Genomic DNA, 20,370 nt, shown 5'->3' with positions numbered 1-20,370 from the left:
GAAGGGATTTTACCTGTTTAAGGGGTTTTCCCGGAGCCGGGATTACCGCAACCCCGATCCGGCCCCTCACAACGGTATTCCGTCCGATGTTACAAAAGAATTCCGCGACGCAACGGCGGTCCTGCTGCAAAGCAATATCGCGAACAAACCCCCGCCCCCAGCGCGGTTTTTCCCGCCAGCCGCCTGCGCGCCGCCGGCCCCGCTATTGCAACGCACCATGTTGCGGCCATACCGCAGCGCGGGAAAACACGAACACCCGCGCCCGCGCCCCGACGGTAGGATGCAGCGACCCTATAACTAGAAAGCGCCCTGCCGCGCTGGCCGTTGCCTCACATGTCACGCCCCGAAGCCCCCGTCGAGCCTGTTGAACCGATCATCCCCGCCGAAACAGATCCCGCCGTGAAAGTGCCGCTGGCCATCGAGGACTGGCTGGCCGTGATCCTGCTGGGGGCCCTGGCCACCATTACTTTCCTGAACGTGCTGGTGCGCTACTTCACCGACCAGTCGTTCGCCTGGACCGAGGAAATCTCGGTCTTCCTGCTGATCGTGCTGACCATGGTCGGCGGCAGCGTCGCCTTCGTGCGCAACCATCACATCCGCATCGAGATCCTGGCCGACAACGGCTCGCCCCGCCGCCAGCGCATCATGGCGCTGATTTCCAATGGCTGCGTGCTGGCGTTCTTCGTGCTCCTGACCGTACTGTCGGTCAAGCTGGTGGCCGACGAATACATCTACGAAGAAACCTCGCCGGCCATCGGCGTGCCCACCTGGTGGTATTCGATCTGGCTGCCGGTCATGGCCGCGGCGATCTCGCTGCGTACGCTGGGCACCCTGCGCCGGCTGATCCGGCGCAAGGACGCAGCGGGCCAAGGGGGCCAGGCATGATCGCCGGCATCCTGTTCGCGGTCTTCATCGCGCTGATGCTGATCGGCGTGCCGGTCGGCGTGGCGCTGGGCATCGGCGGCACCGTCGCCATCGTGCTGTCCAACCTGGATACGCCCTGGTATGGCCTGTTGACCGTACCGCAGAATTTCTACGCGGGCCTGGCCAAGTACCCGCTCCTGGCCATTCCGATGTTCGTGCTGGTCGGCTCCATCTTTGACCGCTCGGGCGTGGCCAGGCGGCTGGTGGATTTCGCCATCGCCATCGTCGGCCGCGGCCCGGGCATGCTGCCGCTGGTGTCGATTGCCGTGGCCATGTTCCTGGGCGGCATCTCGGGTTCCGGCCCGGCCTGCGCCGCCGCGGTGGGCGCGGTGATGATCGCCGCCATGTCGCGCGCCGGCTACCCCGGGCCGTTCTCGGCCGCCGTGGTGGCCGCGGGCGCCGCCACCGACATCCTGATCCCGCCGTCGGTCGCCTTCATCATCTATTCGGTGCTGGTGCCCGAAGCCTCGGTGCCGGCGCTGTTTGCCGCCGGCATGGTGCCCGGCATCCTGGCCGGCCTGGCGCTGATCGTGCCGGCCGTGTGGCTGTCGCGCAAGCACAAGATGGGCATGCTGGAGGCGCACTTGCCGCGCCCGCCGTTCTGGAAGAGCCTGCGCGAGGCCTCGTGGGGCCTGGCCGCGCCGGTGCTGATCCTGGGCGGCATGCGCATGGGCTGGTTCACGCCCACCGAAGCCGCGGTCGTGGCCGTGTTCTACGGCCTGTTCGTGGGCATGTGCATCCACCGCACCATCAAGCTGCGCGACCTGTACACCATCCTGCGCGAAGCCGCCGAGCTGTCCGCCGTGATCATGCTGGTCGTGACGCTGGCCGGCATCTTCGCCTGGGCCCTGTCCACGCTGAGCGTGATCGACCCCATCACCCACGCCATCGTCAATTCCGGGCTGGGCGAATGGGGCGTGCTGGCGCTGCTGATCCTGCTGCTGATGACCGTCGGCATGTTCCTGGACGGCATCTCGATCTTCCTGATTTTCGTGCCGCTGCTGATGCCGATCGCCAAGGCCTATGGTTGGGACCCGGTGTGGTTCGGCGTGATCCTGACGCTGAAGGTGGCGCTGGGCCAGTTCACCCCGCCGCTGGCCGTGAACCTGATGGTGTCGTGCCGCATTGCGCGCGTGCCGATGGAATCCACGGTGCGCTGGGTGGTGTGGTTGCTGGGCGCGATGTTCCTGGTGCTGGTGGCGGTGCTGGCGTTTCCGCAACTGGCGCTGTGGCTGCCGCACAAGCTGGGCTATTGAGGGCGCCTGGCCGGGTATGCGCCCGGGCAGGCATGGCATGCATGACAACAACAGACAAACCCGCAAAGAGAGGAGACGCAACATGAAATTCCGCAATCTGATCGGCGCCGCCCTGTGCGCCGCCGCCGTGGTCGGCGCGCCGGCTGCGCTGGCGCAGAACTACAAGGCCGAATACAAGCTCTCCATCGTCGTGGGCACCACCTTCCCGTGGGGCCAGGGCGCCGAGATCTGGTCCAACCTGGTGCGCGAGCGCACCCAGGGCCGCATCAACATCAAGGTCTACCCCGGCACCTCGCTGGTGCAGGGCGACCAGACCCGCGAATTCACCGCCATCCGCCAGGGCGTGATCGACATGGCCGTGGGCTCGACCATCAACTGGTCGCCGCAGGTCAAGCAGCTGAACCTGTTCTCGCTGCCCTTCCTGATGCCCGACTACGCCGCCATCGACGCGCTGGTGCAGGGCGACGTCGGCAAAGAGATGTTCAAGCTCATCGAAAAAGCCGGCGTGGTGCCGCTGGCCTGGGGCGAGAACGGCTACCGCCAGCTCAGCAATTCCAAGCGCGAGATCAAGCGCCCCGAAGACATGAAGGGCATGAAGCTGCGCGTGGTGGGTTCGCCGCTGTACATCGACACGTTCACCGCGCTGGGCGCCAATCCCACGCAGATGAGCTGGGCCGACGCCCAGCCGGCGCTGGCCAGCGGCGCCGTCGACGGCCAGGAAAACCCCCTGTCCATCTACACCGGTTCCAAGCTCTACACCGTGGGCCAGAAGTACCTGACGCTGTGGAACTACGTGGCCGATCCGCTGATCTTCGTGGTCAACCGCGAGGTCTGGAATTCGTGGTCGGAAAAAGACCGCGACATCGTGCGCCAGGCCGCGCTGGACGCCGGCAAGCAGCAGATCGTGATCGCGCGCAAGGGCGTCACGCCGGAAGATCCGTCGCTGCTCAAGGAAATCGAAGGCCACGGCGTGACCGTGACCTCGCTCAGCCAGGCCGACCACGACGCGTTCGCCAAGATCACCCAGCCCGTCTACGACAAGTGGAAAAAGCAGATCGGCGAAGACCTGGTCAACATGGCCGAGAAGTCCATCGCCGCCCGCAAGAAATAAGCAGCAAGCCCCAGGGGAACGGCGGCGCAAGCCGCCAACCGAGGCAGGGACGCCAGATCCCGCCCACCAAAAGACGGGCGCCGGCCACAAGCCGGCGCCCGTCGCCTTTTTAGGGTGGGATTGATGCGGTTGTCTGATTGTCGCTGTCTGATTGTCGCTGTCTGACTGCGGCTGTCTGATTGGAGTAACGCTGGGGTAACGCGCGCGAAGCCGCCCTCACCCCATGCACGCCCTTTCAGACCACGCTACTCGGGATAGCGCACTTCCAGGATATCCAGTTCCTCGATGCCGCCCGGGGTGCGCAGCACCACCGTATCGCCTTCGCGGGCCTTGATCAGCGCGCGCGCCACCGGGGATATCCAGCTGATCTTGCCGGCCAGAGGTTCGGCCTCGTCCACGCCCACGATGGTGACGGTGTGGTCTTCGCCGGCCTTGTCGGAATACAGCACCGTGGCGCCGAAAAAGACCTGGTCGCGGTTGGGCTGGATGGCCGGATCGACGACCTCGGCAATGTCCAGCCGTTTGGTCAGAAAGCGCATGCGCCGGTCGATTTCGCGCAGGCGCTTCTTGCCATAGAGATAATCGCCGTTCTCGGACCGGTCGCCGTTGGACGCGGCCCACGACACCACCTGCACCACCGACGGGCGCTCGACGTTCATCAAATGCGTCAATTCAGCCCGCAGGCGTTCGTAGCCTTCGGGCGTCATGTAGTTCTTGGTGCCTGCCGGCAAGGCCTGGGCCTGCGGCAGGTCGTCGTCGTCCTCGTTGTCGGATTCTTTGACAAAAGCTTTGTTCATGGCGGCAGCGCCTGGGGCGCACATTCAGATCAAGGGCGGCACGGTCGCACCGTGCCATGAGCCAGGCGGCATCGCACCGCCCGCATAGGGCCTGTCGCCCCTAGAACCAGTCGTGCCAGACCGGCTTGAGATCGGACGGCAAAGGCGGCAAGCGGCCCAGGTCCATCCGGCTTTCTTTCGGGCTGTGGAAATCCGACCCGCGCGAGGCCAGGAAACCATAGCGGCGCGCCACGTCGGCGTACTGCCGGGCTTCTTCCACCGTGTGGCTGCCCGTGGTGACTTCAATGCCCAAGCCGCCCAACTGCAGGAATTCGTCGAACAGCGCGGCGAACTGCAAGGGCGTGTACTTGTAGCGACCCGGATGCGCGATGACGGCAATGCCGCCCGCGCCGCGGATCCAGCCCACCGCCTCGGCCAGCGTGGCCCACTGCATGGGCACGTGGCCGGGGCGATCGTCGCCCAGGTGCTTGGTGAATACGGTCTGCACATCGGGGCAGTAGCCGGCTTCGACCAGGTAGCGCGCAAAGTGCGTGCGGCTGATCAGTTCCGGGTTGCCGGCAAACGGCAGCGCGCCTTCGTAGGCGCCGGGCATGCCCATTTCGGCCAGTCGGTCGCCGATGCGCTTGGCGCGTTCGGCGCGGCCCGAGCGGGTCTGGCGCAGGCCTTGGACCAGCGCCGTATTGGCAGGATCGAAACGCAGGCCGACGATATGCACCGTCAGGCCGGCCCAGGTGACGGAAACCTCGACCCCCGTGGCGAAACGCATGCCCAGTTCCTGTGCCATGGCCGCGGCCTCGGCCAGGCCGCCGACTTCGTCGTGATCAGTCAGGGCCCAGACATCGACACCGTTGGCATGCGCGCGCTGCGCCACGTCGCGCGGCGCCAGCGCGCCGTCCGACACGGTGGAATGGCAATGCAGATCGATGTTCAGGACAGGGGTTTTCATGAGGCCTATTGTAGAGAAGGCCCGTGCCCCTGGATAGCGCGGGCGGCCGGCGGTGTCCCCATTAGCAGGAACCGGCGGCCGGCGCGTCACTTGAGCGCTTGGCCCGACGCCGCCGCCATCGCCCTGCCCCCGCCTCACGCCAACAGGAAATCCGCTACCGGCGTCACCTGGCTGTCCGCCATCAGCGTCGGCGCGTGGCCCACGCCGGGCACTTCCAGCACCTGCGCGCGCGGATTGCGCTGGCGCATTTCTTCGGCCGTGGCGCGGGTCAGCAGGTCGGATTGCTCGCCGCGCACGATCAGGATCGGGCAATCGATCGCGTCATACGAGCGCCACAGCACCTGTTCGCCCGCGGCCAGTTCCTCGGGCGTCATCGCCATCGGCTGGGCCAGCGCCAGGTCGTAGTGCTTGACCCACTTGCCGTCCTGCTCGGGATAGACGAAGCGGGCCAGGTGTTCCCACTGTTCATCGGTATGCGGCCCGAAGGTCACGGAATTGGCGCGCATGTTGGCCACGGCCTCGGCGAACGAGCCGAACGCGCCCGGTTCGCCCACATACTGGCCGATGCGGGCCAGCGCGCCGGTTTCCAGGCGCGGGCCGACGTCGTTGAGCACCAGCTTGTCCAGGCGCACCCCGGCTTGCGGCGGCAGCATGCCCACGTGCGGGCGCAGCGGCAGCATTGCCCGCGCGAACGCGGCGGCGCCGGCCAGGCCCAGGCCGATCAGGCCGCCCATCGACGTACCCACCCACGACAGGCGGGCGGGCCGCAGCCGCGCCACCAGCGTCACCATGTCGGACACGTACTGCGGCACGGTATAGAACGCCGGGTTCACCAGCCAATCGGAACGGCCCCGGCCCACCACGTCGGGGCAGACCACGCGGTAGCGGTCAGCCAGCCGGCGCGCCAGGGTATCGAAGTCGCGGCCGCTGCGCGTCAGGCCATGCACGCAGACCACCACCTGGTCGTTGGCCGGATCGCCCCACTCCCAGTACGCCATGCGGTGCAGGCCCGCGGGGCTGGCGCAGGTGACGAATTCCAAACGGGGTTCCAGGCTTGCGTCCGACATCGTTGTGCTCCAAATGGCCGGCGTCCGCCCAGATGACGGCGCCGCGCATGGCCGGTATCTTATCGGATCGTCGCCAGCACCTGATCCGCCAGGTCCACCACGCTGGCGCGCGAATCCAGCGTCAGGACCGGGCAATGCAGCGTGCTGATCCACTGCCGATGCTGGCCGGGCGTGCGGGTGCCCTCGGTCGCCGTGTCGTAGCTGGCTGCCCAGGCCAGGAACTTGCGGCTTTTTTCCTGGATGGCCGCATCGCTGTCCAACTGTGCGCCATAGCGCTCGGCCTCGCGCCGGCGCAAACGCGCCATGCGCTCGTCTGGCGGCAGGCGCAGGAACACCGCCAACGTGAATTCCGCAATCAGACCCGGGCCCCAGTTATAGACCGAGCCGCCGCTCAGCACCCAGTCGTCGTGCCCCTGCAAGCGCTCGCGGATGCGACGCCACCGCTCGGCCTTGGGGTATTTGTCGGTAAAGGGCGGATCGGTCGGCAGCCAGTAATAGTCGTCGGCTTCCAGGTGCGGGATGCCCAGCCGTTCGCCCAGGGCCGCCCCCAGCGTGGTGGTGCCGCTGCCGGAGGCGCCGAACAGGTGGATGCGCGTGGCCATGGGGCGATCTCCTTGAAACAGGACTGACATGAACGCGGCGGGCAAATCGAGCCTGCCGGCAAGCCTGCCAGTGTAGCGGTGCGCATGGCGATTTCTGTGTCATTGAAACGCCTGAATCCGGGGCAAGGCAGGCGTAAGCCAGGAGCAAACCAGGAGCCCCCCCGGTGCCTTGCCGCCCTGGCCTAGAATGGCGCCGTTACCCTAATCCCGTCTTCAGGAACCCTCGCGCCATGCCCGGCGGATACATGCTCAATGGCGACTATGTCGCCCCGGCCCTGATCTTCATCGCCGTGCTGTTCGGCGTGCTGGTGCTGGGCCTTGCCGCAGGAAAGCTGGCCCGCCCGGGCACCCGCCGGCAACTGCTGCTGGCCTGGCTGCTGGCGCTGATCCTGCTGCCGCCCTGGCTGCTGGCACTGACCGCCGACGGCGACATCTTCGGGGTCGTGACGATCGCCCGCTACGCCCTGGCCATCCCCGCCGTGGCGGCGCTGTGGTGGTTGCGGCGCAGCATCCGCGCGTTCAAGGCGCGGCATCCCGCCCTGCCCCCGCTGCCGCGCAAACCCTGGTTGCTGGTGATCCTGGCGTTGGCGCTGTTCGGCCTGCTGGACTATCTGTCGCGCCACCGCTACGACGCCGCCATCGTCCTGAACGACACCATCGCCTCCATGGTTTTTATCGGTGCCGCCGCCCTGTTGCTGGCAGGATGCGTCTGGGCCTTGCGCAGCAGCATACGTTGGTTAAGATTGGCGGGTCCCGGTTCGGCGACCGCCAGCGTGCGGCGCTGACGGCCCGCTGAAATTAGATTGCCTATCGGCACGATTCAATCATTAAATTGGAAACCCTGTGCCGAACCGGCCAGAGTTATGCGCTTCGAGCATTGCCACATCAGTCATTCCCGAATTGATTTGGAGTCACTATGCAACAAAGCAGTCCGTCATCTCAGCTAAGCACTCAACACACCGAAACCGCCCCGCCTGAGCCGCCCAAAGTACTGCAGGACGTACTGGCGCGAGCGGACGTCCAGATCAACGGGTCGCGCCCCTGGGACATCCAGGTTCATGACAAGCACATGTACGAACGGGTCTTCGCCAGCTGGTCGCTGGGCCTGGGCGAGTCGTACATGGACGGCGAATGGGACTGCGAACAGCTCGACGAACTGTTCACCCGCCTCTTGCGCGCCGACATGGGGTCCGCCGCGCTCGGCCTGGCCCGCGTCAAGCTCATCGCCGAACACCTGCGCCACAAACTGTTCAACCTGCAATCCAAGAGCCGCGCCTTCGAAGTGGGCGAGCAGCACTACGACGCCGGCAACGACGTCTTCGAAGCCATGCTCGACAGCCGCATGATCTATTCCTGCGCCTTCTGGGAAAACGCCGAAACGCTGGAAGACGCGCAGGAAGCCAAGCTGGACATGATCTGCCGCAAGCTGCAGCTCAAGCCCGGCGAAACGCTGCTGGACATCGGCTGCGGCTGGGGCGGCCTGGCCAAGTTCGCCGCCGAACGCTACGGCGTCAAGGTCACTGGCGTCACCGTGTCCAAGGAACAGCTGGCGCTGGCCCAGGAACGCGTGCGCGGCCTGCCGGTTGAACTGCTGCTGCAAGACTACCGCGACCTGCAAGGCAGCTTCGACAAGGTCGTGTCGGTGGGCATGTTCGAACACGTCGGGCCCAAGAACTACGACACCTACTTCACGAACGTGCAGCGGCTGATGGCGCCCGGCGGCATCTTCCTCTTGCACACCATCGGCATCGCCTCGACCAGCCAAAGCACCGACCCCTGGATCGACCGCTACGTCTTCCCCAACGGCAAGCTGCCGTCGGCGCGCGAGATCGCCACCGCCGTCGAAGGCCGTTTCATCGTCGAAGACTGGCACAACTTCGGCGCCGACTACGACCGCACGCTGATGGCCTGGTGGGACCGCTTCCAGCGCGCATGGCCGCAACTGCAGGAGCGCTACGGCACGCGCTTTTACCGCATGTGGCAGTACTACCTGATGTGTTGCGCGGGCTTTTTCCGGTCGCGCGAAGGCCAGCTGTGGCAAGTGATCCTGACGCATCCGCAGCGCCAGGAAATGTACCGGTCGCTGCGCTGATTCTGCCGCCCCGGCGGCGCTTGCGCGGGCCAAACCGCGCAAGCGTCCCGGTTACGCCGTCCGGCTATGCGGCGGCGTCTTCCAGGATCATCTGCGCCCCCCGTTCGGCAATCATGATCGTCGGGGAATTGGTATTGCCCGACGTGATGGTCGGCATGATGGACGCATCCGCCACGCGTAGGCCCTGCAAGCCGTGCACCCGCAATCGCGCGTCCACCACCGCACCCTCGTCCGCCTTGCGGCCCATGGCGCAGGTGCCCACCGGGTGAAAGATCGTCGTGCCGATCTTGCCGGCCGCTTCGCGCAGCTCGGCCTCGGTCTGGTACGACGGGCCGGGCAGCCATTCCTCGGGTTGATAACGCTGCAACGCGGGCGCCGCACTGATCCGGCGCACCAGGCGAATGGCATCCGCCGCCACCTTCAGGTCCTGTTCCTCGCGCAGGTAGTTCGGCGTGATCACCGGCGGCTGCGCGCCGTCCGCCCCCTGCGCATGCACGCTGCCGCGCGACACCGGACGCAGGTTGCAGACACTGGCCGTAAACGCATCGAAGCCGTGCAGCGGTTCGCCGAAAGCGCCCAGCGACAAGGGCTGCACATGGAATTCCACGTTGGCGCGTGCCTGGCCCGGGTCCGACTTGGCAAACGCCCCCAGCTGCGACGGCGCCATGCTCATCGGCCCGCTGCGGTTCAGCAGATATTCCAGGCCGATGCCCGCCTTGCCCCACCAGGTCGATGCGATGCGGTTCAGCGTCTTCACGCCCCGCACCTTCAGGATGACGCGCAATTGCAGGTGGTCTTGCAGGTTCTCGCCCACGCCCGGCAAGGCGTGGCGCAGCGTGATGCCGCTTTCGCGCAGGCGCGCCGGTTCGCCAATGCCCGACAGTTCCAGCAATTGCGGCGTATTCACCGCACCCGCCGCCAGCACCACTTCCTGCGCGGCGCGCACGCTGATGGATTGACCCTCGCGCCGCAGCTTCACACCCACGCAGCGCGTGCCGTCGAACAGCAGCTGTTCGGCATGCGCGCCCGTCATCACGTGCAGATTGGGGCGCTGGCGCACCGGCCGCAAGAACGCCTTGGCCGTATTCCAGCGCCAGCCGCGGCGCTGGTTCACGTCGAAATAGCCCACACCGAAATTGTCGCCGCGGTTGAAATCCTGCACCCGCGGAATGCCTTCCTGCTGGGCCGCGTCGGCAAAGGCGTCCAGGATGTCCCAGCGCAGGCGCTGCGCCTCGACCCGCCATTCACCGCCCGCGCCATGGCAATCGTCCGCGCCGCGGTAGTGGTCTTCGCTGCGCTTGAATACCGGCAGCACCTCGTCCCAACGCCATGACGGATCGCCCGCGATGTCGGCCCACTCGTCGTAGTCCTGCCGCTGGCCGCGCATGTAGATCATGCCGTTGATCGACGAGCACCCGCCCAGCACCCGGCCGCGCGGATAGATCAGCGACCGCCCGCCCAGGCCCGGCTCGGCGCCGGTGCGGTACATCCAGTCGGTGCGGGGGTTGCCGATGCAGTACAGGTAGCCGACCGGAATGTGGATCCAGTGGTAGTTGTCGCGGCCGCCGGCTTCCAGCAGCAGCACGCGCGTGGCCGGGTCCCGGCTCAGCCGGTTGGCCAACACGCAGCCGGCCGACCCCGCCCCCACGATGATGTAGTCGTATGTCTCCATTGGCGCTTCTTCTTTTAGGTGTGTAGTGGCTGCGCCACTGTCGCGCAGCCCGCGGGGGCTGTCCAATGAATTGTTGAAAAGCGCTTTATAAGTCTCTTTAATAATGGGTATCGCCCCGCTGGGGCATCGCCGCCGGACTCGCCCCATGGACTTCAAGCACATCCGCACCTTCGCCGCCGTGGCGCGCGTGGGCAACCTGACCCGCGCGGCCGAACACCTGCACCTGACCCAACCCGCGCTGAGCCTGCAGCTCAAGAGCTTCCAGGAAGCGCTGGACCTGCCGCTGTTCACCCGCACCGCCCAGGGCCTGGCGCCCAATGCCGACGGCCGCGCGCTGCTGCCTTCGGCCCAGCGCGTGCTGGACGCGCTGGACGACTTCGAACGCGCCATCGGCGCGCTGCGCACGACGGTGCAGGGCGAACTGCGCCTGGGCACCATCCTCGACCCCGAATTCCTGCGCCTGGGCGCCACGCTGCAATACCTGGTCGAACACTATCCGAAGATCCGCCCCACCCTGCGCCACGGCATGTCCGGTTCCGTCGGGCGGCAGGTGCGCACGGGCGAGCTGGACGTGGGCTTTTTCCTGGGGCCGCAAGAAGATACCCGCGGCCAGCCGGCCCTGCACGCGCTGCCGCTGGCGGCGTTCTCGTATTACGTCGTGGCACCCAAGGGCTGGGGCGCGCAGGTGGCCGGGCGCGGTTGGCGTGAAATCGCCGCCTTGCCGTGGATCTGGACGCCGCCCGACTCCGTGCACCATCGCCTGTTGGCCGGAAAATTTGGCGAACTGGACGTCACGCCCAATACGGTTGCCGAAGTCGACCAGGAAGCCTCGATGCTGGACCTGGTGCGTTCGGGCGTCGGCCTGACGCTGGCGCGGGACTCCATCGCGCTGCGCGAATCGCAGGCGCATGGCCTGGTGCTCGCGCCGGGCCTGGCGATCCAGGCGGAACTGGCTTTCATCACCCTGGCGTCGCGGCGCGAAGACCCCTTGGTGGCGGCGGCGTTCGCGGCGGTGCAGGCGGCGTTTGCGTAAGCGCTTGCGTAAGAGGTGGCATAACCGGCTGTACCCGTAAGCAGTGGCACAACCGGCATGTCCGCAAGCGGTGGCGCCTTCGCACTGGCGCAGCCTCCCGCGTCCCCTCGGGTATGCTCGCAACAACGCTCGGGCAGCATCGCCCACCCCCACCCGGAGAACTCTCTATGCGCTGGCGGTCTCTCGCATCCCGCGTTGCCATGATCCTTGCCATCACACTGGCCCCCCCTGCCCCGACCCTGGCGGCCGCGCCTGCCAACCAGGCCGAATGGAGCAAAGCGGTGCAGCGGCGCTTGATCTCCCGCCTGGATTTCCCGCGCGAAGCCGAGCACATCAGCGGCAGCCTGGCGCTGTCGCTGAACATCACGGTACTGCGCAACGGCGCCATCTACGACGTCACCATCGCACGCTCGTCAGGCTACGAAGCGGTCGACAAGGCCACGATCGCCATGGTCCGCCGCGCCGCGCCCCTGCCCGTGTTTTCCGCGGACATGACGGAAGAGAAAACCTCGCTCACCTTGCCGGTGCGCTTCCAGATGGAAGACGCCGATCCCGCGCCCCCGGCCGCCGCCCCCAGGCGCTACGTCGACCCGGCCACCGGCTTTGGGGCAACCGTATCCGCCCCATTTCAGATCGGCGCGGCGCGCGAGTCGGGCCGCTACGACGCCCTGATCGAGATTTCCGCCCCCGAGGGCTTTCCGCCCATGACCCCCGGCGCCAAGTTCCTGTGCCGGGCAGGCTTCACGGCCACGGCGGCCGGCGCCCCCACGGCCAAGGCCCCCCAGGGCACGCAGGCCTTTGACGCCCTGGTCGCCGCCGCGACCAGCCAGCAGCGCAAGCTGCGCGGCACCATCGAACAACTCGACGTCTTCGACCAGCCCGGCCGGCGCGGCATCGACTACATCGTTGCGCCGGGAGCCGGTCCGGGCCATGAAGACGCCCGCCAGTACATCGCCGACTGGGTCCGCCCCGAAGGCCGCATCCGCCTGGCCTGCGCCACCACGCGCGACGCCATGCCCGATGCATTGGCGACGTTCCGGGCGATTCGGGATACGGTGATTGTGGATCGGCGTTGATGCGCATCAACGGCCATGCCAGTAACGCCGCCCCACATCCCGCTGCGCCCACACATCCAACGCCCCCGCCCGGGATCGCGCCATCACCGCGCCATCCCGATCACTGCGCCAGAACACCGCCCCCGCACGCGTCCAGCGCAGTTCCACCGCCCGCGCCGGATGCCGGAATCGATTCAGATACCCCGCCTGCGCAATCACATGCGCCGCGTCGGACGCCGCAACCAATTCCCGACTGGACGACGATGCCGAACCATGGTGCGGCGCCATGACGATATCCGCCGGGGCCAGGCCCTGCGCCGCCAGTTCCCTTTCCTGCGCCACGCCGATATCGCCCGTCAGCAACAGCGCGTGCTCGAAGCCCTCGACACGCAGCACACAGCTATCGGCATTGCGATCCTCGACCCGCCCGCTGGTGCCGCCCGCCGGGTGCAGGAAGGTGAACGTGACGCCATCGACCTCCCAGCCCACGTCACGCGCGCAGCCCAGTACCTCGCCCGGCTGCGGCGTCGGTAAGCCTGCACCGTCCGGCCACAAGCGCGCATCGCGCCGCAGAAAAGCCGCCAGGTCAAAGGACGCGTAGCTGCGCGCCACCGGCACCGCCGCCAGCACCGACCGCGTGCCACCCACATGGTCCGTATCTGCGTGCGACAGCACCAGCACATCCAGTTCACCTATGCCGCGCGCTTGCAGAAACGGCGCGATCACCCGTTCGCCCGCATCACTGCCGCTGAAACTGCGCGGCCCGGCATCGAACAGCAGCGCCTGGCTGGCCGTTTCCACCAGAATCGCGCTGCCCTGCCCGATATCCATCGCACTCATGCGCCAATACCCCGGTTCGGGACGGTCCGGCCGCCAGCACAACAGCGGCGCCATGCACAGCCACCCCAGCCGCCGCGCCGGCCAGCCCGGCGCCTGCAGCGCCCAGACCATGCCCGCCACCGCCAACGCCAGCCAGGGCCACGGCGCCGCCGCCACTGAAAAACTGGCCCAGCGCGCATTGCCCACCCACGCCACCACGACCATCATCAGGTCGAACCCGTACAGCCCCGCCTGGCCCGCCAGCGCCGCGGCAGCCGCCAACCCCGGCGCCACCGACAAGGCCGCGCACAGCAGCGCCAGGGGCGTCACGAAAAACGTCACCACGGGAATCGCCACCGCATTGGCCAACGGCGAGCCCAGCGACACCTGGTGCACCAGATACGCCAACAGCGGCGTCAAGCCCAGCGTCACCACCAGCTGCAAGCGCGTCGCCTGCCCCAGCGTCGTGGCCCAACGCTTGCGCCAGCCCGCGTCCGCATCGCGCGGCGCGTCGGCAATGCGCAGCAGAATCGCCACCGCGCCGAACGACAGCCAGAACCCCACCGACATCGGCGCCCACGGGTCCAGCGCCACCACCGCGGCCGCCGCACAGGCCAGGATGCGCCCGGCAGACATCCTCAGCCGCGACACCGCTGCGGCCAGCACCACCGACAACATGAAGAACGTGCGCCGCGCCGGCACGCCCCATCCCGCGATCAGGCAATAGAACAAGGCCACCACCGCCGCCGCAGCGCCGCCCGCGATGCGCGACGGAATGAATTCCGCCAAGCCCGTCCCGCGCCACCGCGCGCGCCGCCACCACGCGGCCAGCAGCAGCCCCGCGATGCCGGCAATGGACGTGACATGCATGCCGCTGATCGACACCAGATGCGTGATGCCGCTGCGGTTGAAAAGGCGCCAGTCCTCACGCGCCACGCCGGCCTGGTCGCCAATCGCCAACGCGATCAGCACCGGCGCGTAGCGGTGTTCGCCCAGCGCTAGTCGCAGGCCCTGCCGCACATGATGGCGGGCGCGTTCAATGGCGATGCCCGGCGACGCCCAGGGTTGGTCGTCCAGCAAGCGGGGTTGCCCCCGCACGGTGCCCGTCGCCCGCAAGCCGCGCGCGAACATCCGTGCTTCGCTGTCGGGCGCGTCGGGATTGAGCAAGCCGCTGGGCCGGCGCAGCACCAGCGCCATGCGCCATACCTGGCCGGGCATCAACAGGGGTTGGTTCGCCTGCCCACCGGGCGGCGACAGCCACGACACCAGGATGCGGGACGGCATGCCGGCACGCGCGGGCGCCACCTGCTCGCCGACAAAGCGCTGCCCGCGCGCATCGCCATCGGGCAGTTCCGCGACCCGCAGCACCAGCCGCGCGACCTCGTTCTGATGTTCGTCGGCCAGTGCGTCGTCCAGCCGCAGTTGCGCTTGCGCGGCGGCGTTGAGGGCGCCCAGGCACAGGCCGACAGACGCGGCCGCGCAAAGCCCGATGGCGCGCCCCGGCCAACGCCGCCAGGCCACCAGCGCCACGATGCAAGCCCCCGCCGCCACCGCATACGCCGCCACGCCAGGCAGCGCAGGCAGCAGTTGCACCCCTCCCGCCCCCGCCACGAAAGCCAGGCAAAACAGCCGACCGTTGATGTCCGTCTCCTGAAACGAACCAGCGTAGGTCGTCCATCCGCCACGGCATGCCGCCAGTGCAGCATTTCATCCCTGCGGACCGGCCGCAGGGACACTCCCCCCTAGAAGTCCGTCGACACCGACAGCCACAGCGTGCGCGGCATGCCGCTGATCAGGTAGCCGGACGGGTTGGCTTCCCAATAGCGCTTGTCCGTCAGGTTGGTAACGGTAGCGCGCAGCACGACTTCCTTGCCGGAGACGCGCGTGGTGTAGCGGCCGCCTGCGTCCAGGCGCGTCCACGCCGGCACATGCTGGGTGTTGTCGGCGCTGACATAACCCCGCCCGGTATGGATGGCGCGGCCCAGCAGCGTCAGGCCCGGCACGAACGGCGTATCCCATTCCACCGACAGATTGGCCTGCAGGTTCGGCGCGCCCACCGCGCGCTTGCCGTCATTGGTGCCGCCCTGGGTCTTGCGCTGCTCGGCGTCCAGCCAGGTCACGCCGCCCATCAGCCGCACGCCCTTGGCCAGCTCGCCGAAGCCGTTCAGTTCCACGCCCTGGTTGCGCTGTTCGCCATCCAGGCTGTAGATCTTGCTGATCGGGTCCACGATGCCGCCGGGCACGCTGATGCGGAACAACGCCAGCGTCGCGCCGAAGGTGCCGTAGTCTGCCTTGGCGCCGATCTCGTATTGCTTGGATCGGTAAGGCGCGAAGACCTCGTCGGCGTTGGCGGCATCGACCGGCGCGGACGCACCCGCGGTCAGGGCTTCGATGTAATTGGCGTAAAGCGACCATTTGTCGGCCGGCCTCAGCACCAGCGACGCAGACGGCGTGGTGGCGCTTTGCTTGTAGCGGTTGACCGTCTCGCCCGTGGCCGAGAACGAACGCGTATCGACGCTCTGGCGCCGTGCCCCCAGTGTCAGCTGCACCAACCCGTCGCGCACCGACAACGTGTCGGCTACCGCCAGGCTGCGTAACGTGCTTTCGCTGGTCTTGTATTCCGGCGAATGCGCAATGGGCGCGCCCGGGTCGTCCAGCCGCACCGGGCGATAGATGTTGGTCTGGTATGCCGCATAACGGGTCTGCCCCTGCCAGCTGCCGGTATCGAGCTGGTTGCCGCTCACGACCAGCTGGTGTGATACCGGCCCCGTCTCGATCCGCGCCCGGATGCCCGCCTCGCCCGACACCGCTTGTGTCTTGCCATGCTGGTGAGTCGACGTGGACGAAGCATCGCCGTTCACGTTCAGGATGGTGGCGCCGGGGGCTTCGCGCTTGTCATAGTCGAAGCGGTTGGCGCCCACGGCGCCGAACAGCGTGACGCGGTCCGACAGATCGTATTCGGCGCGGGTCAGGCCGGTCAGGCTTTGTGCACTGGACTTGTCAAAGCGTTGCGCCAGGTTGATCTTGGGGTCCGGCGCATCCGGCACCGCCACGCCCGGCGCCACGTTGTAGCCGCGTGCCGCGGCGCGCATCCAGTCGTCCTGGTAGATGATGTCGGCGGAAAGCCGCAGGCGATCATTGCGAAAATCCAGGCCCAGCGAACCGGCGCCGTTCTGCGTCGACTGCCCGTCGATGCGCGGCTCGCCGCCACGAAACGCGCCGTTCAGGCGCAAGCCGAACTGGTTCTGGTCGCCAAAGCGGCGGCCCAGGTCCAGGTGCCCGCCCCAGCGCGAGTCGGATGCATATTCGGCGGTAAAGCGCGTCAGCGGCGCGTCGTCGGCCCGCTTGGTGACGATGTTGACATTGCCGCCGACGCTGCCCCAGGGCAGCATGCCGTTGAGAAAGGCGCCGGGGCCTTTGAGCAACTCGATGCGTTCCACGGGATCGGGATTGATGCGATACGCGGGCACCAGGCCGTACAGCCCGTTCAGCGCCAATTCATCGTTATCGACCCGGAACCCGCGAATGGTCAGGGCATCGTAGCGGTTGCCGCTGCCGATCGACGCGCGCACGGACGAATCGCTGGTGGTCAGCACTTCGGCCACGCTGGTGGCCTGCTGGTCGCGCACCGTCTGCGCGGTGTAGCTGACGATGCTGAACGGCGCATCCATATAGTCGGCATTGCCCAGCAAGCCCAATTGCGCCCCGCGCGCCACCTGGCCGCCGGCAAAGGCGTCGGGCAATTCGTACAGCCTGCGGCCCGACACCGTCACTGCGGGCAGCGTGGTGGCCGGTACATCACTCGCGGGGCGTTTGCGCAGCACGTAGCCGCCATTGCCCAGCACGACCGCCTGCAAGCCGGTGCCGGCCAGCAATTGCTCGAACGCCTGGGTTGCGGTGTAGCGCCCTTGCAGCCCCGCCGTCGCAAGGCCATCGGTCTGATCCGCGGTGAACGTCAGCGGAACGCCGGCCGTGGCGGCCAGGCTGCGCAACGCGGGCGCCAGCGCGCCGGCGGCGATGTCGTACGACGCCTGGCCAGCGGATTGGGTCGATGCCGCAGGCGCTTGCGCCCGCGTGTCCAGCGCAGTGCCGCCCAGCGCCAATAACGCGGCGACCATCGCCGCGGCCCGTTTCTGCTCATGCTGTGGCATGAAGTCCCCTCAAAGGATGCTATGGATAAAGTGAAGCCATCACTTGAGTAGGTGCAGCGAGGCACAGAATCGGGCAGGCCGTGGGGCCCCTCAATTTGAAATAAAAAAATACAGCATGGACAGCCGTCAATCCGCCGGCCCGACCGTGACCCAATACGCGGTGCGTCGATGCACGGCGACCGGCAGCGAATTGGGCAGCAGCGCCAGGATGCGGTCCGTATCGGCCACCGGAAACACGCCGGAAAAACGCAGGTCGGCCACCGCCGGATCACAGCGCAGCACGCCCGGGCGAAAGCGGGCCAGCTCGGCGACGAAATCCCCCAGCCGCGCGTCTTCGGCGATCAACAGGCCTCGCGTCCAGGCGGTCGTCTGCATGTCCAGCGCCGTCGTCGGCCCGGTGCCCTGGCGGTCGAACGCCAGCCGTTCGCCCGCATGCAGCACGGCCAATGGTCGCGTGGCCCCCACCGGCGTGATCTCGACAGCGCTTTCCAGCACGGCCACCCGCGTCTGGGCGTCGTCCTGGCGCACGATAAAACGCGTACCCAGCGCGCGGATCGAACCGTCGCGTGTTTCCACGCTGAAGGGCCGGCGGTCGCCCGCTCTGGTCGTCACCATGATCTCGCCGGCCACCAGGCGCAGCACGCGGCGCTGGGCATCGAAAGCAACGTCCATGGCCGTATCCGTATTGAGCATGACCTGGCTGCCGTCCTGCAGCGTCACGCTGCGCTGCTCGCCGCTGCGCGTGCGCACGTCGGCGGTCCATTGACGCCCGCGCTGCGAATTCAAGACCGACCAACCGCCTGCTGCTGCCGTCCCCGCCGACAACAAGGCCAGCAACGCGGCCCGGCGCCGCCGCGATGTCGGCGGGCCGGCAGACGCCAGGCTGCGCAGGGCCGCTGGTCGCGCCAGCGTCCCCAGCCGCGCCAAGGCCGCCTCGATATGCCGCCACGCCCGCTCATGTTCAGGACTTGCGGCGCACCAGGCCTGCCAACGCGCTTCATCCTGCGTGCTCATTTCCCCGGACATGCGCAACGTCAGCCAATGCGCGGCCGCATCGGCGATCTCGTCGGCAATCGGCGCGCCCTGCGCCATCGGCGGCCGGCGCAAGGCGTCTGCGTGGCTATCCGAATTCATGCGCTCAGACCGCCAGCGCAAACAGGCAATGCCGATTCGCCCGTGTCAGGTACTGCTTGACCGAGCTGGCCGACACCTTCAGCCGTTCGGCGATCTGGGCATACGACAGCTCTTCGATATGGGCCAGCAGGAACGCGGTGCGCACCGGCACGGGCAACTCGCTCAGGGCCGCGTCCAGTTGCTCCAGCGTTTCCAGCGCCAGGCTGAGGCTTTCGGGGGAAGGCGCGGTGCCGACGGGCAGCGTCGCCAGCGCGTCCAGGTAGGCCGCTTCAAGCAATTCGCGCCGGCGTCGCCGCAACAACAGGCGATTGGCGATGGTGGCCAGGAACGGACGCGGTTCGCGGATATCGGCCGTACGGCCCTCGCCCAGCAGGCACACGAACGTATCCTGCGTCAGGTCCGCTGCGTCGAAACTGTTGCCCACCTTGCGGCGCAGCCACCCCAGCAGCCATCGGTGATGGCTGCTGTAGAAGGCATGCAGTTGTTTTTGCAGGGCGGTTTCGGCGCTGGCCACGGGAAGCTCTCTCCGGCCGCACGTCCGGCAGTAGCGATGCGAGGGTTTGATTTAGATAATGCGAAGCGTTCGCATTCTAATGGCAATCCGGAACACCGCGCAATCGTGGTTCACCCGGCCACCTCGCCTTGACAATCCCTCCGCCCCCTCCGAACATACCCCCATCCACCCGGGGAGCTTCGGCAAGAAGCTGAGAATCCGATAGCGGGGCCGGCGTGCAAACGCCAACCCCAGCGGCGCGTAGACCCGTTGAACCTGATCCAGACAATACTGGCGTAGGGATGGTGCGGCCCCGCAAGCGCGCCCGAAGCCCGGTGCGACGCATCCCCGCCCTTCCTGCCCAGTCCTTCTCTTACGCAAGGACCCGCCGGCATGACGCAATCGACCCCTTCCCTATTGGCCCAGGCCTCGCAAGACCTCTACGCCGCCGTGCGCCGCGACGCGCCGCTGGTGCAGTGCCTGACCAACTTCGTGTCCATGAACACGGCGGCCAACACGCTCTTGGCCATCGGCGCGTCGCCCGCGATGGTGCACGCGGTGGAAGAAGCCCCGGAATTCGCTCGCATCAGCGGCGCGGTCGTGATCAATATCGGCACCCTGTCGGCCCCTTGGCTGGAAAGCATGCTCAAGACCGCGGCGGCGGCGTCGGATGCCGGCACGCCCTGGGTGCTGGACCCGGTGGCCCACCATGCCACGGCTTTTCGCCGCGACGCGGTGCAGCGGCTGCTGGCCCTGCGCCCGGCGGTGATCCGCGGCAATGCGTCGGAAATCATCGCGCTGGCCGGCGGCCAAAGCGCCAGCAAGGGCGTGGACGCGCGCGACCCGGTGCAGTTGGCCGAGCAAGCGGCGCGCGACCTGGCGCGGGCGCAACAGACCGTGGTGGCGGTGACGGGAGAAGTGGATTTCGTGACGGATGGCACGCGGGAAGTGCGCGTCACCGGCGGTTCGCCGTTGATGCCGCAGGTCACCGCCACGGGGTGCGCGCTGACGGCGGTAGTCGGCGCGTTCGTGGCGGTATCGCAAGGCGATGCCTACGCTGCGGCCGTGGCGGCGCTGTCCTGCTTCGGCATCGCCGGCCGCCGTGCCGGGGAACTGGCTGACGGCCCGGGCTCGTTCGCCTGGCGGTTCCTGGATGCGCTGGCCGCCCTGGAAACGGACAGCCTGACGCGGGAATCGCCGCTGCGCTAAGGTGCCAAC

At 67.7% G+C, this 20,370-nt stretch carries 17 protein-coding genes and 1 riboswitch; of the genes, 8 read left to right on the top strand and 9 right to left on the bottom strand.

Annotated features, from left to right (window positions below; translation table 11 throughout):
- Positions 1-333: 333 nt before the first annotated feature.
- From U858_RS0104795 to U858_RS0104785, 3 genes are all read left to right on the top strand, one after another.
- Entirely contained in the window at positions 334-885 is a 552-nt protein-coding gene (locus U858_RS0104795; protein ID WP_025136051.1) for a TRAP transporter small permease, read from the top strand.
- Positions 882-2,180, top strand: a complete 1,299-nt coding sequence (locus tag U858_RS0104790) for a TRAP transporter large permease (RefSeq protein WP_025136050.1) — start codon at positions 882-884, stop codon at positions 2,178-2,180. The genes U858_RS0104795 and U858_RS0104790 overlap by 4 nt, the downstream gene beginning before the upstream one ends.
- Positions 2,181-2,262: 82 nt before the next feature.
- On the top strand, positions 2,263-3,291 hold the full coding sequence (locus U858_RS0104785) for a DctP family TRAP transporter solute-binding subunit (RefSeq protein ID WP_025136049.1): 1,029 nt from the start codon (positions 2,263-2,265) through the stop codon (positions 3,289-3,291).
- Between the two features lie 245 nt (positions 3,292-3,536).
- On the opposite strand, the gene greB is transcribed toward U858_RS0104785, so the two are convergent.
- The 4 genes from greB to U858_RS0104765 form a co-directional block, all read right to left on the bottom strand.
- A complete protein-coding gene (gene greB / locus U858_RS0104780; RefSeq protein ID WP_025136048.1) occupies positions 3,537-4,088 on the bottom strand; it encodes a transcription elongation factor GreB in 552 nt (183 codons plus the stop codon).
- A gap of 100 nt (positions 4,089-4,188) precedes the next feature.
- The gene (locus tag U858_RS0104775) at positions 4,189-5,034 is read right to left on the bottom strand and encodes a 3',5'-nucleoside bisphosphate phosphatase (RefSeq protein ID WP_025136047.1); all 846 of its coding nucleotides are present in this window, start codon (positions 5,032-5,034) and stop codon (positions 4,189-4,191) included.
- Between the two features lie 134 nt (positions 5,035-5,168).
- On the bottom strand, positions 5,169-6,101 hold the full coding sequence (locus U858_RS0104770; protein WP_025136046.1) for an alpha/beta fold hydrolase: 933 nt from the start codon (positions 6,099-6,101) through the stop codon (positions 5,169-5,171).
- Between the two features lie 59 nt (positions 6,102-6,160).
- Complete coding sequence (locus U858_RS0104765; protein WP_025136045.1) at positions 6,161-6,703, bottom strand: AAA family ATPase; 543 nt, start codon at positions 6,701-6,703, stop codon at positions 6,161-6,163.
- A gap of 230 nt (positions 6,704-6,933) precedes the next feature.
- Here U858_RS0104765 and U858_RS0104760 point away from each other — a divergent pair, with 230 nt between their 5' ends.
- Positions 6,934-7,488 (top strand): hypothetical protein, encoded by a 555-nt coding sequence (locus tag U858_RS0104760; protein ID WP_025136044.1) that lies wholly within the window; start codon positions 6,934-6,936, stop codon positions 7,486-7,488.
- Between the two features lie 131 nt (positions 7,489-7,619).
- On the top strand, positions 7,620-8,795 hold the full coding sequence (cfa, locus tag U858_RS0104755; RefSeq protein WP_025136043.1) for a cyclopropane fatty acyl phospholipid synthase: 1,176 nt from the start codon (positions 7,620-7,622) through the stop codon (positions 8,793-8,795).
- Positions 8,796-8,859: 64 nt separating this feature from the next.
- Here the strand turns inward: cfa and U858_RS0104750 are convergent, their stop codons facing one another.
- A complete protein-coding gene (locus U858_RS0104750; RefSeq protein WP_025136042.1) occupies positions 8,860-10,467 on the bottom strand; it encodes a GMC family oxidoreductase in 1,608 nt (535 codons plus the stop codon).
- A gap of 145 nt (positions 10,468-10,612) precedes the next feature.
- On the opposite strand from U858_RS0104750, the gene U858_RS0104745 reads away from it, so the two are divergent.
- Both U858_RS0104745 and U858_RS0104740 read left to right on the top strand, forming a co-directional pair.
- Entirely contained in the window at positions 10,613-11,500 is an 888-nt protein-coding gene (locus U858_RS0104745) for a LysR family transcriptional regulator (protein WP_025136041.1), read from the top strand.
- Between the two features lie 200 nt (positions 11,501-11,700).
- Positions 11,701-12,576 (top strand): energy transducer TonB, encoded by an 876-nt coding sequence (locus U858_RS0104740; RefSeq protein WP_025136040.1) that lies wholly within the window; start codon positions 11,701-11,703, stop codon positions 12,574-12,576.
- Positions 12,577-12,582: 6 nt separating this feature from the next.
- Here the strand turns inward: U858_RS0104740 and U858_RS0104735 are convergent, their stop codons facing one another.
- The 4 genes from U858_RS0104735 to U858_RS0104720 form a co-directional block, all read right to left on the bottom strand.
- Positions 12,583-14,958, bottom strand: coding sequence for a DNA internalization-related competence protein ComEC/Rec2 (locus U858_RS0104735; protein WP_081821548.1), 2,376 nt, complete (start codon positions 14,956-14,958; stop codon positions 12,583-12,585).
- A gap of 158 nt (positions 14,959-15,116) precedes the next feature.
- A complete protein-coding gene (locus tag U858_RS0104730) occupies positions 15,117-17,525 on the bottom strand; it encodes a TonB-dependent receptor (RefSeq protein ID WP_025136038.1) in 2,409 nt (802 codons plus the stop codon).
- 126 nt (positions 17,526-17,651) lie between these two features.
- Entirely contained in the window at positions 17,652-18,659 is a 1,008-nt protein-coding gene (locus U858_RS0104725; protein WP_025136037.1) for a FecR domain-containing protein, read from the bottom strand.
- 4 nt (positions 18,660-18,663) lie between these two features.
- Complete coding sequence (locus tag U858_RS0104720; protein WP_025136036.1) at positions 18,664-19,173, bottom strand: sigma-70 family RNA polymerase sigma factor; 510 nt, start codon at positions 19,171-19,173, stop codon at positions 18,664-18,666.
- A 160-nt stretch (positions 19,174-19,333) separates the two neighbouring features.
- Positions 19,334-19,473: riboswitch (TPP riboswitch) on the top strand.
- Between the two features lie 72 nt (positions 19,474-19,545).
- On the opposite strand from U858_RS0104720, the gene thiM reads away from it, so the two are divergent.
- A complete protein-coding gene (gene thiM, locus U858_RS0104715; protein WP_025136035.1) occupies positions 19,546-20,361 on the top strand; it encodes a hydroxyethylthiazole kinase in 816 nt (271 codons plus the stop codon).
- Positions 20,362-20,370: the final 9 nt, after the last annotated feature.

Origin of the sequence: Achromobacter sp. DH1f (assembly GCF_000633435.1) — a bacterium.
Taxonomy (GTDB): Bacteria; Pseudomonadota; Gammaproteobacteria; order Burkholderiales; family Burkholderiaceae_B; genus Achromobacter; species Achromobacter deleyi.
The sequence above is the reverse complement of the archived record's forward strand: the minus strand, read 5'-3'. Positions and strand labels throughout refer to the sequence as shown.

What these genes read in the sequence shown, in the direction of transcription:
- U858_RS0104795 (WP_025136051.1), top strand. Translation starts at nt 334, where the DNA reads ATGTCACGCCCCGAAGCCCCCGTCGAGCCTGTTGAACCGATCATCCCC.
- U858_RS0104790 (WP_025136050.1), top strand. Translation starts at nt 882, where the DNA reads ATGATCGCCGGCATCCTGTTCGCGGTCTTCATCGCGCTGATGCTGATC.
- U858_RS0104785 (WP_025136049.1), top strand. Translation starts at nt 2,263, where the DNA reads ATGAAATTCCGCAATCTGATCGGCGCCGCCCTGTGCGCCGCCGCCGTG.
- greB (WP_025136048.1), bottom strand. Translation starts at nt 4,088, where the DNA reads ATGAACAAAGCTTTTGTCAAAGAATCCGACAACGAGGACGACGACGAC.
- U858_RS0104775 (WP_025136047.1), bottom strand. Translation starts at nt 5,034, where the DNA reads ATGAAAACCCCTGTCCTGAACATCGATCTGCATTGCCATTCCACCGTG.
- U858_RS0104770 (WP_025136046.1), bottom strand. Translation starts at nt 6,101, where the DNA reads ATGTCGGACGCAAGCCTGGAACCCCGTTTGGAATTCGTCACCTGCGCC.
- U858_RS0104765 (WP_025136045.1), bottom strand. Translation starts at nt 6,703, where the DNA reads ATGGCCACGCGCATCCACCTGTTCGGCGCCTCCGGCAGCGGCACCACC.
- U858_RS0104760 (WP_025136044.1), top strand. Translation starts at nt 6,934, where the DNA reads ATGCCCGGCGGATACATGCTCAATGGCGACTATGTCGCCCCGGCCCTG.
- cfa (WP_025136043.1), top strand. Translation starts at nt 7,620, where the DNA reads ATGCAACAAAGCAGTCCGTCATCTCAGCTAAGCACTCAACACACCGAA.
- U858_RS0104750 (WP_025136042.1), bottom strand. Translation starts at nt 10,467, where the DNA reads ATGGAGACATACGACTACATCATCGTGGGGGCGGGGTCGGCCGGCTGC.
- U858_RS0104745 (WP_025136041.1), top strand. Translation starts at nt 10,613, where the DNA reads ATGGACTTCAAGCACATCCGCACCTTCGCCGCCGTGGCGCGCGTGGGC.
- U858_RS0104740 (WP_025136040.1), top strand. Translation starts at nt 11,701, where the DNA reads ATGATCCTTGCCATCACACTGGCCCCCCCTGCCCCGACCCTGGCGGCC.
- U858_RS0104730 (WP_025136038.1), bottom strand. Translation starts at nt 17,525, where the DNA reads ATGCCACAGCATGAGCAGAAACGGGCCGCGGCGATGGTCGCCGCGTTA.
- U858_RS0104725 (WP_025136037.1), bottom strand. Translation starts at nt 18,659, where the DNA reads ATGAATTCGGATAGCCACGCAGACGCCTTGCGCCGGCCGCCGATGGCG.
- thiM (WP_025136035.1), top strand. Translation starts at nt 19,546, where the DNA reads ATGACGCAATCGACCCCTTCCCTATTGGCCCAGGCCTCGCAAGACCTC.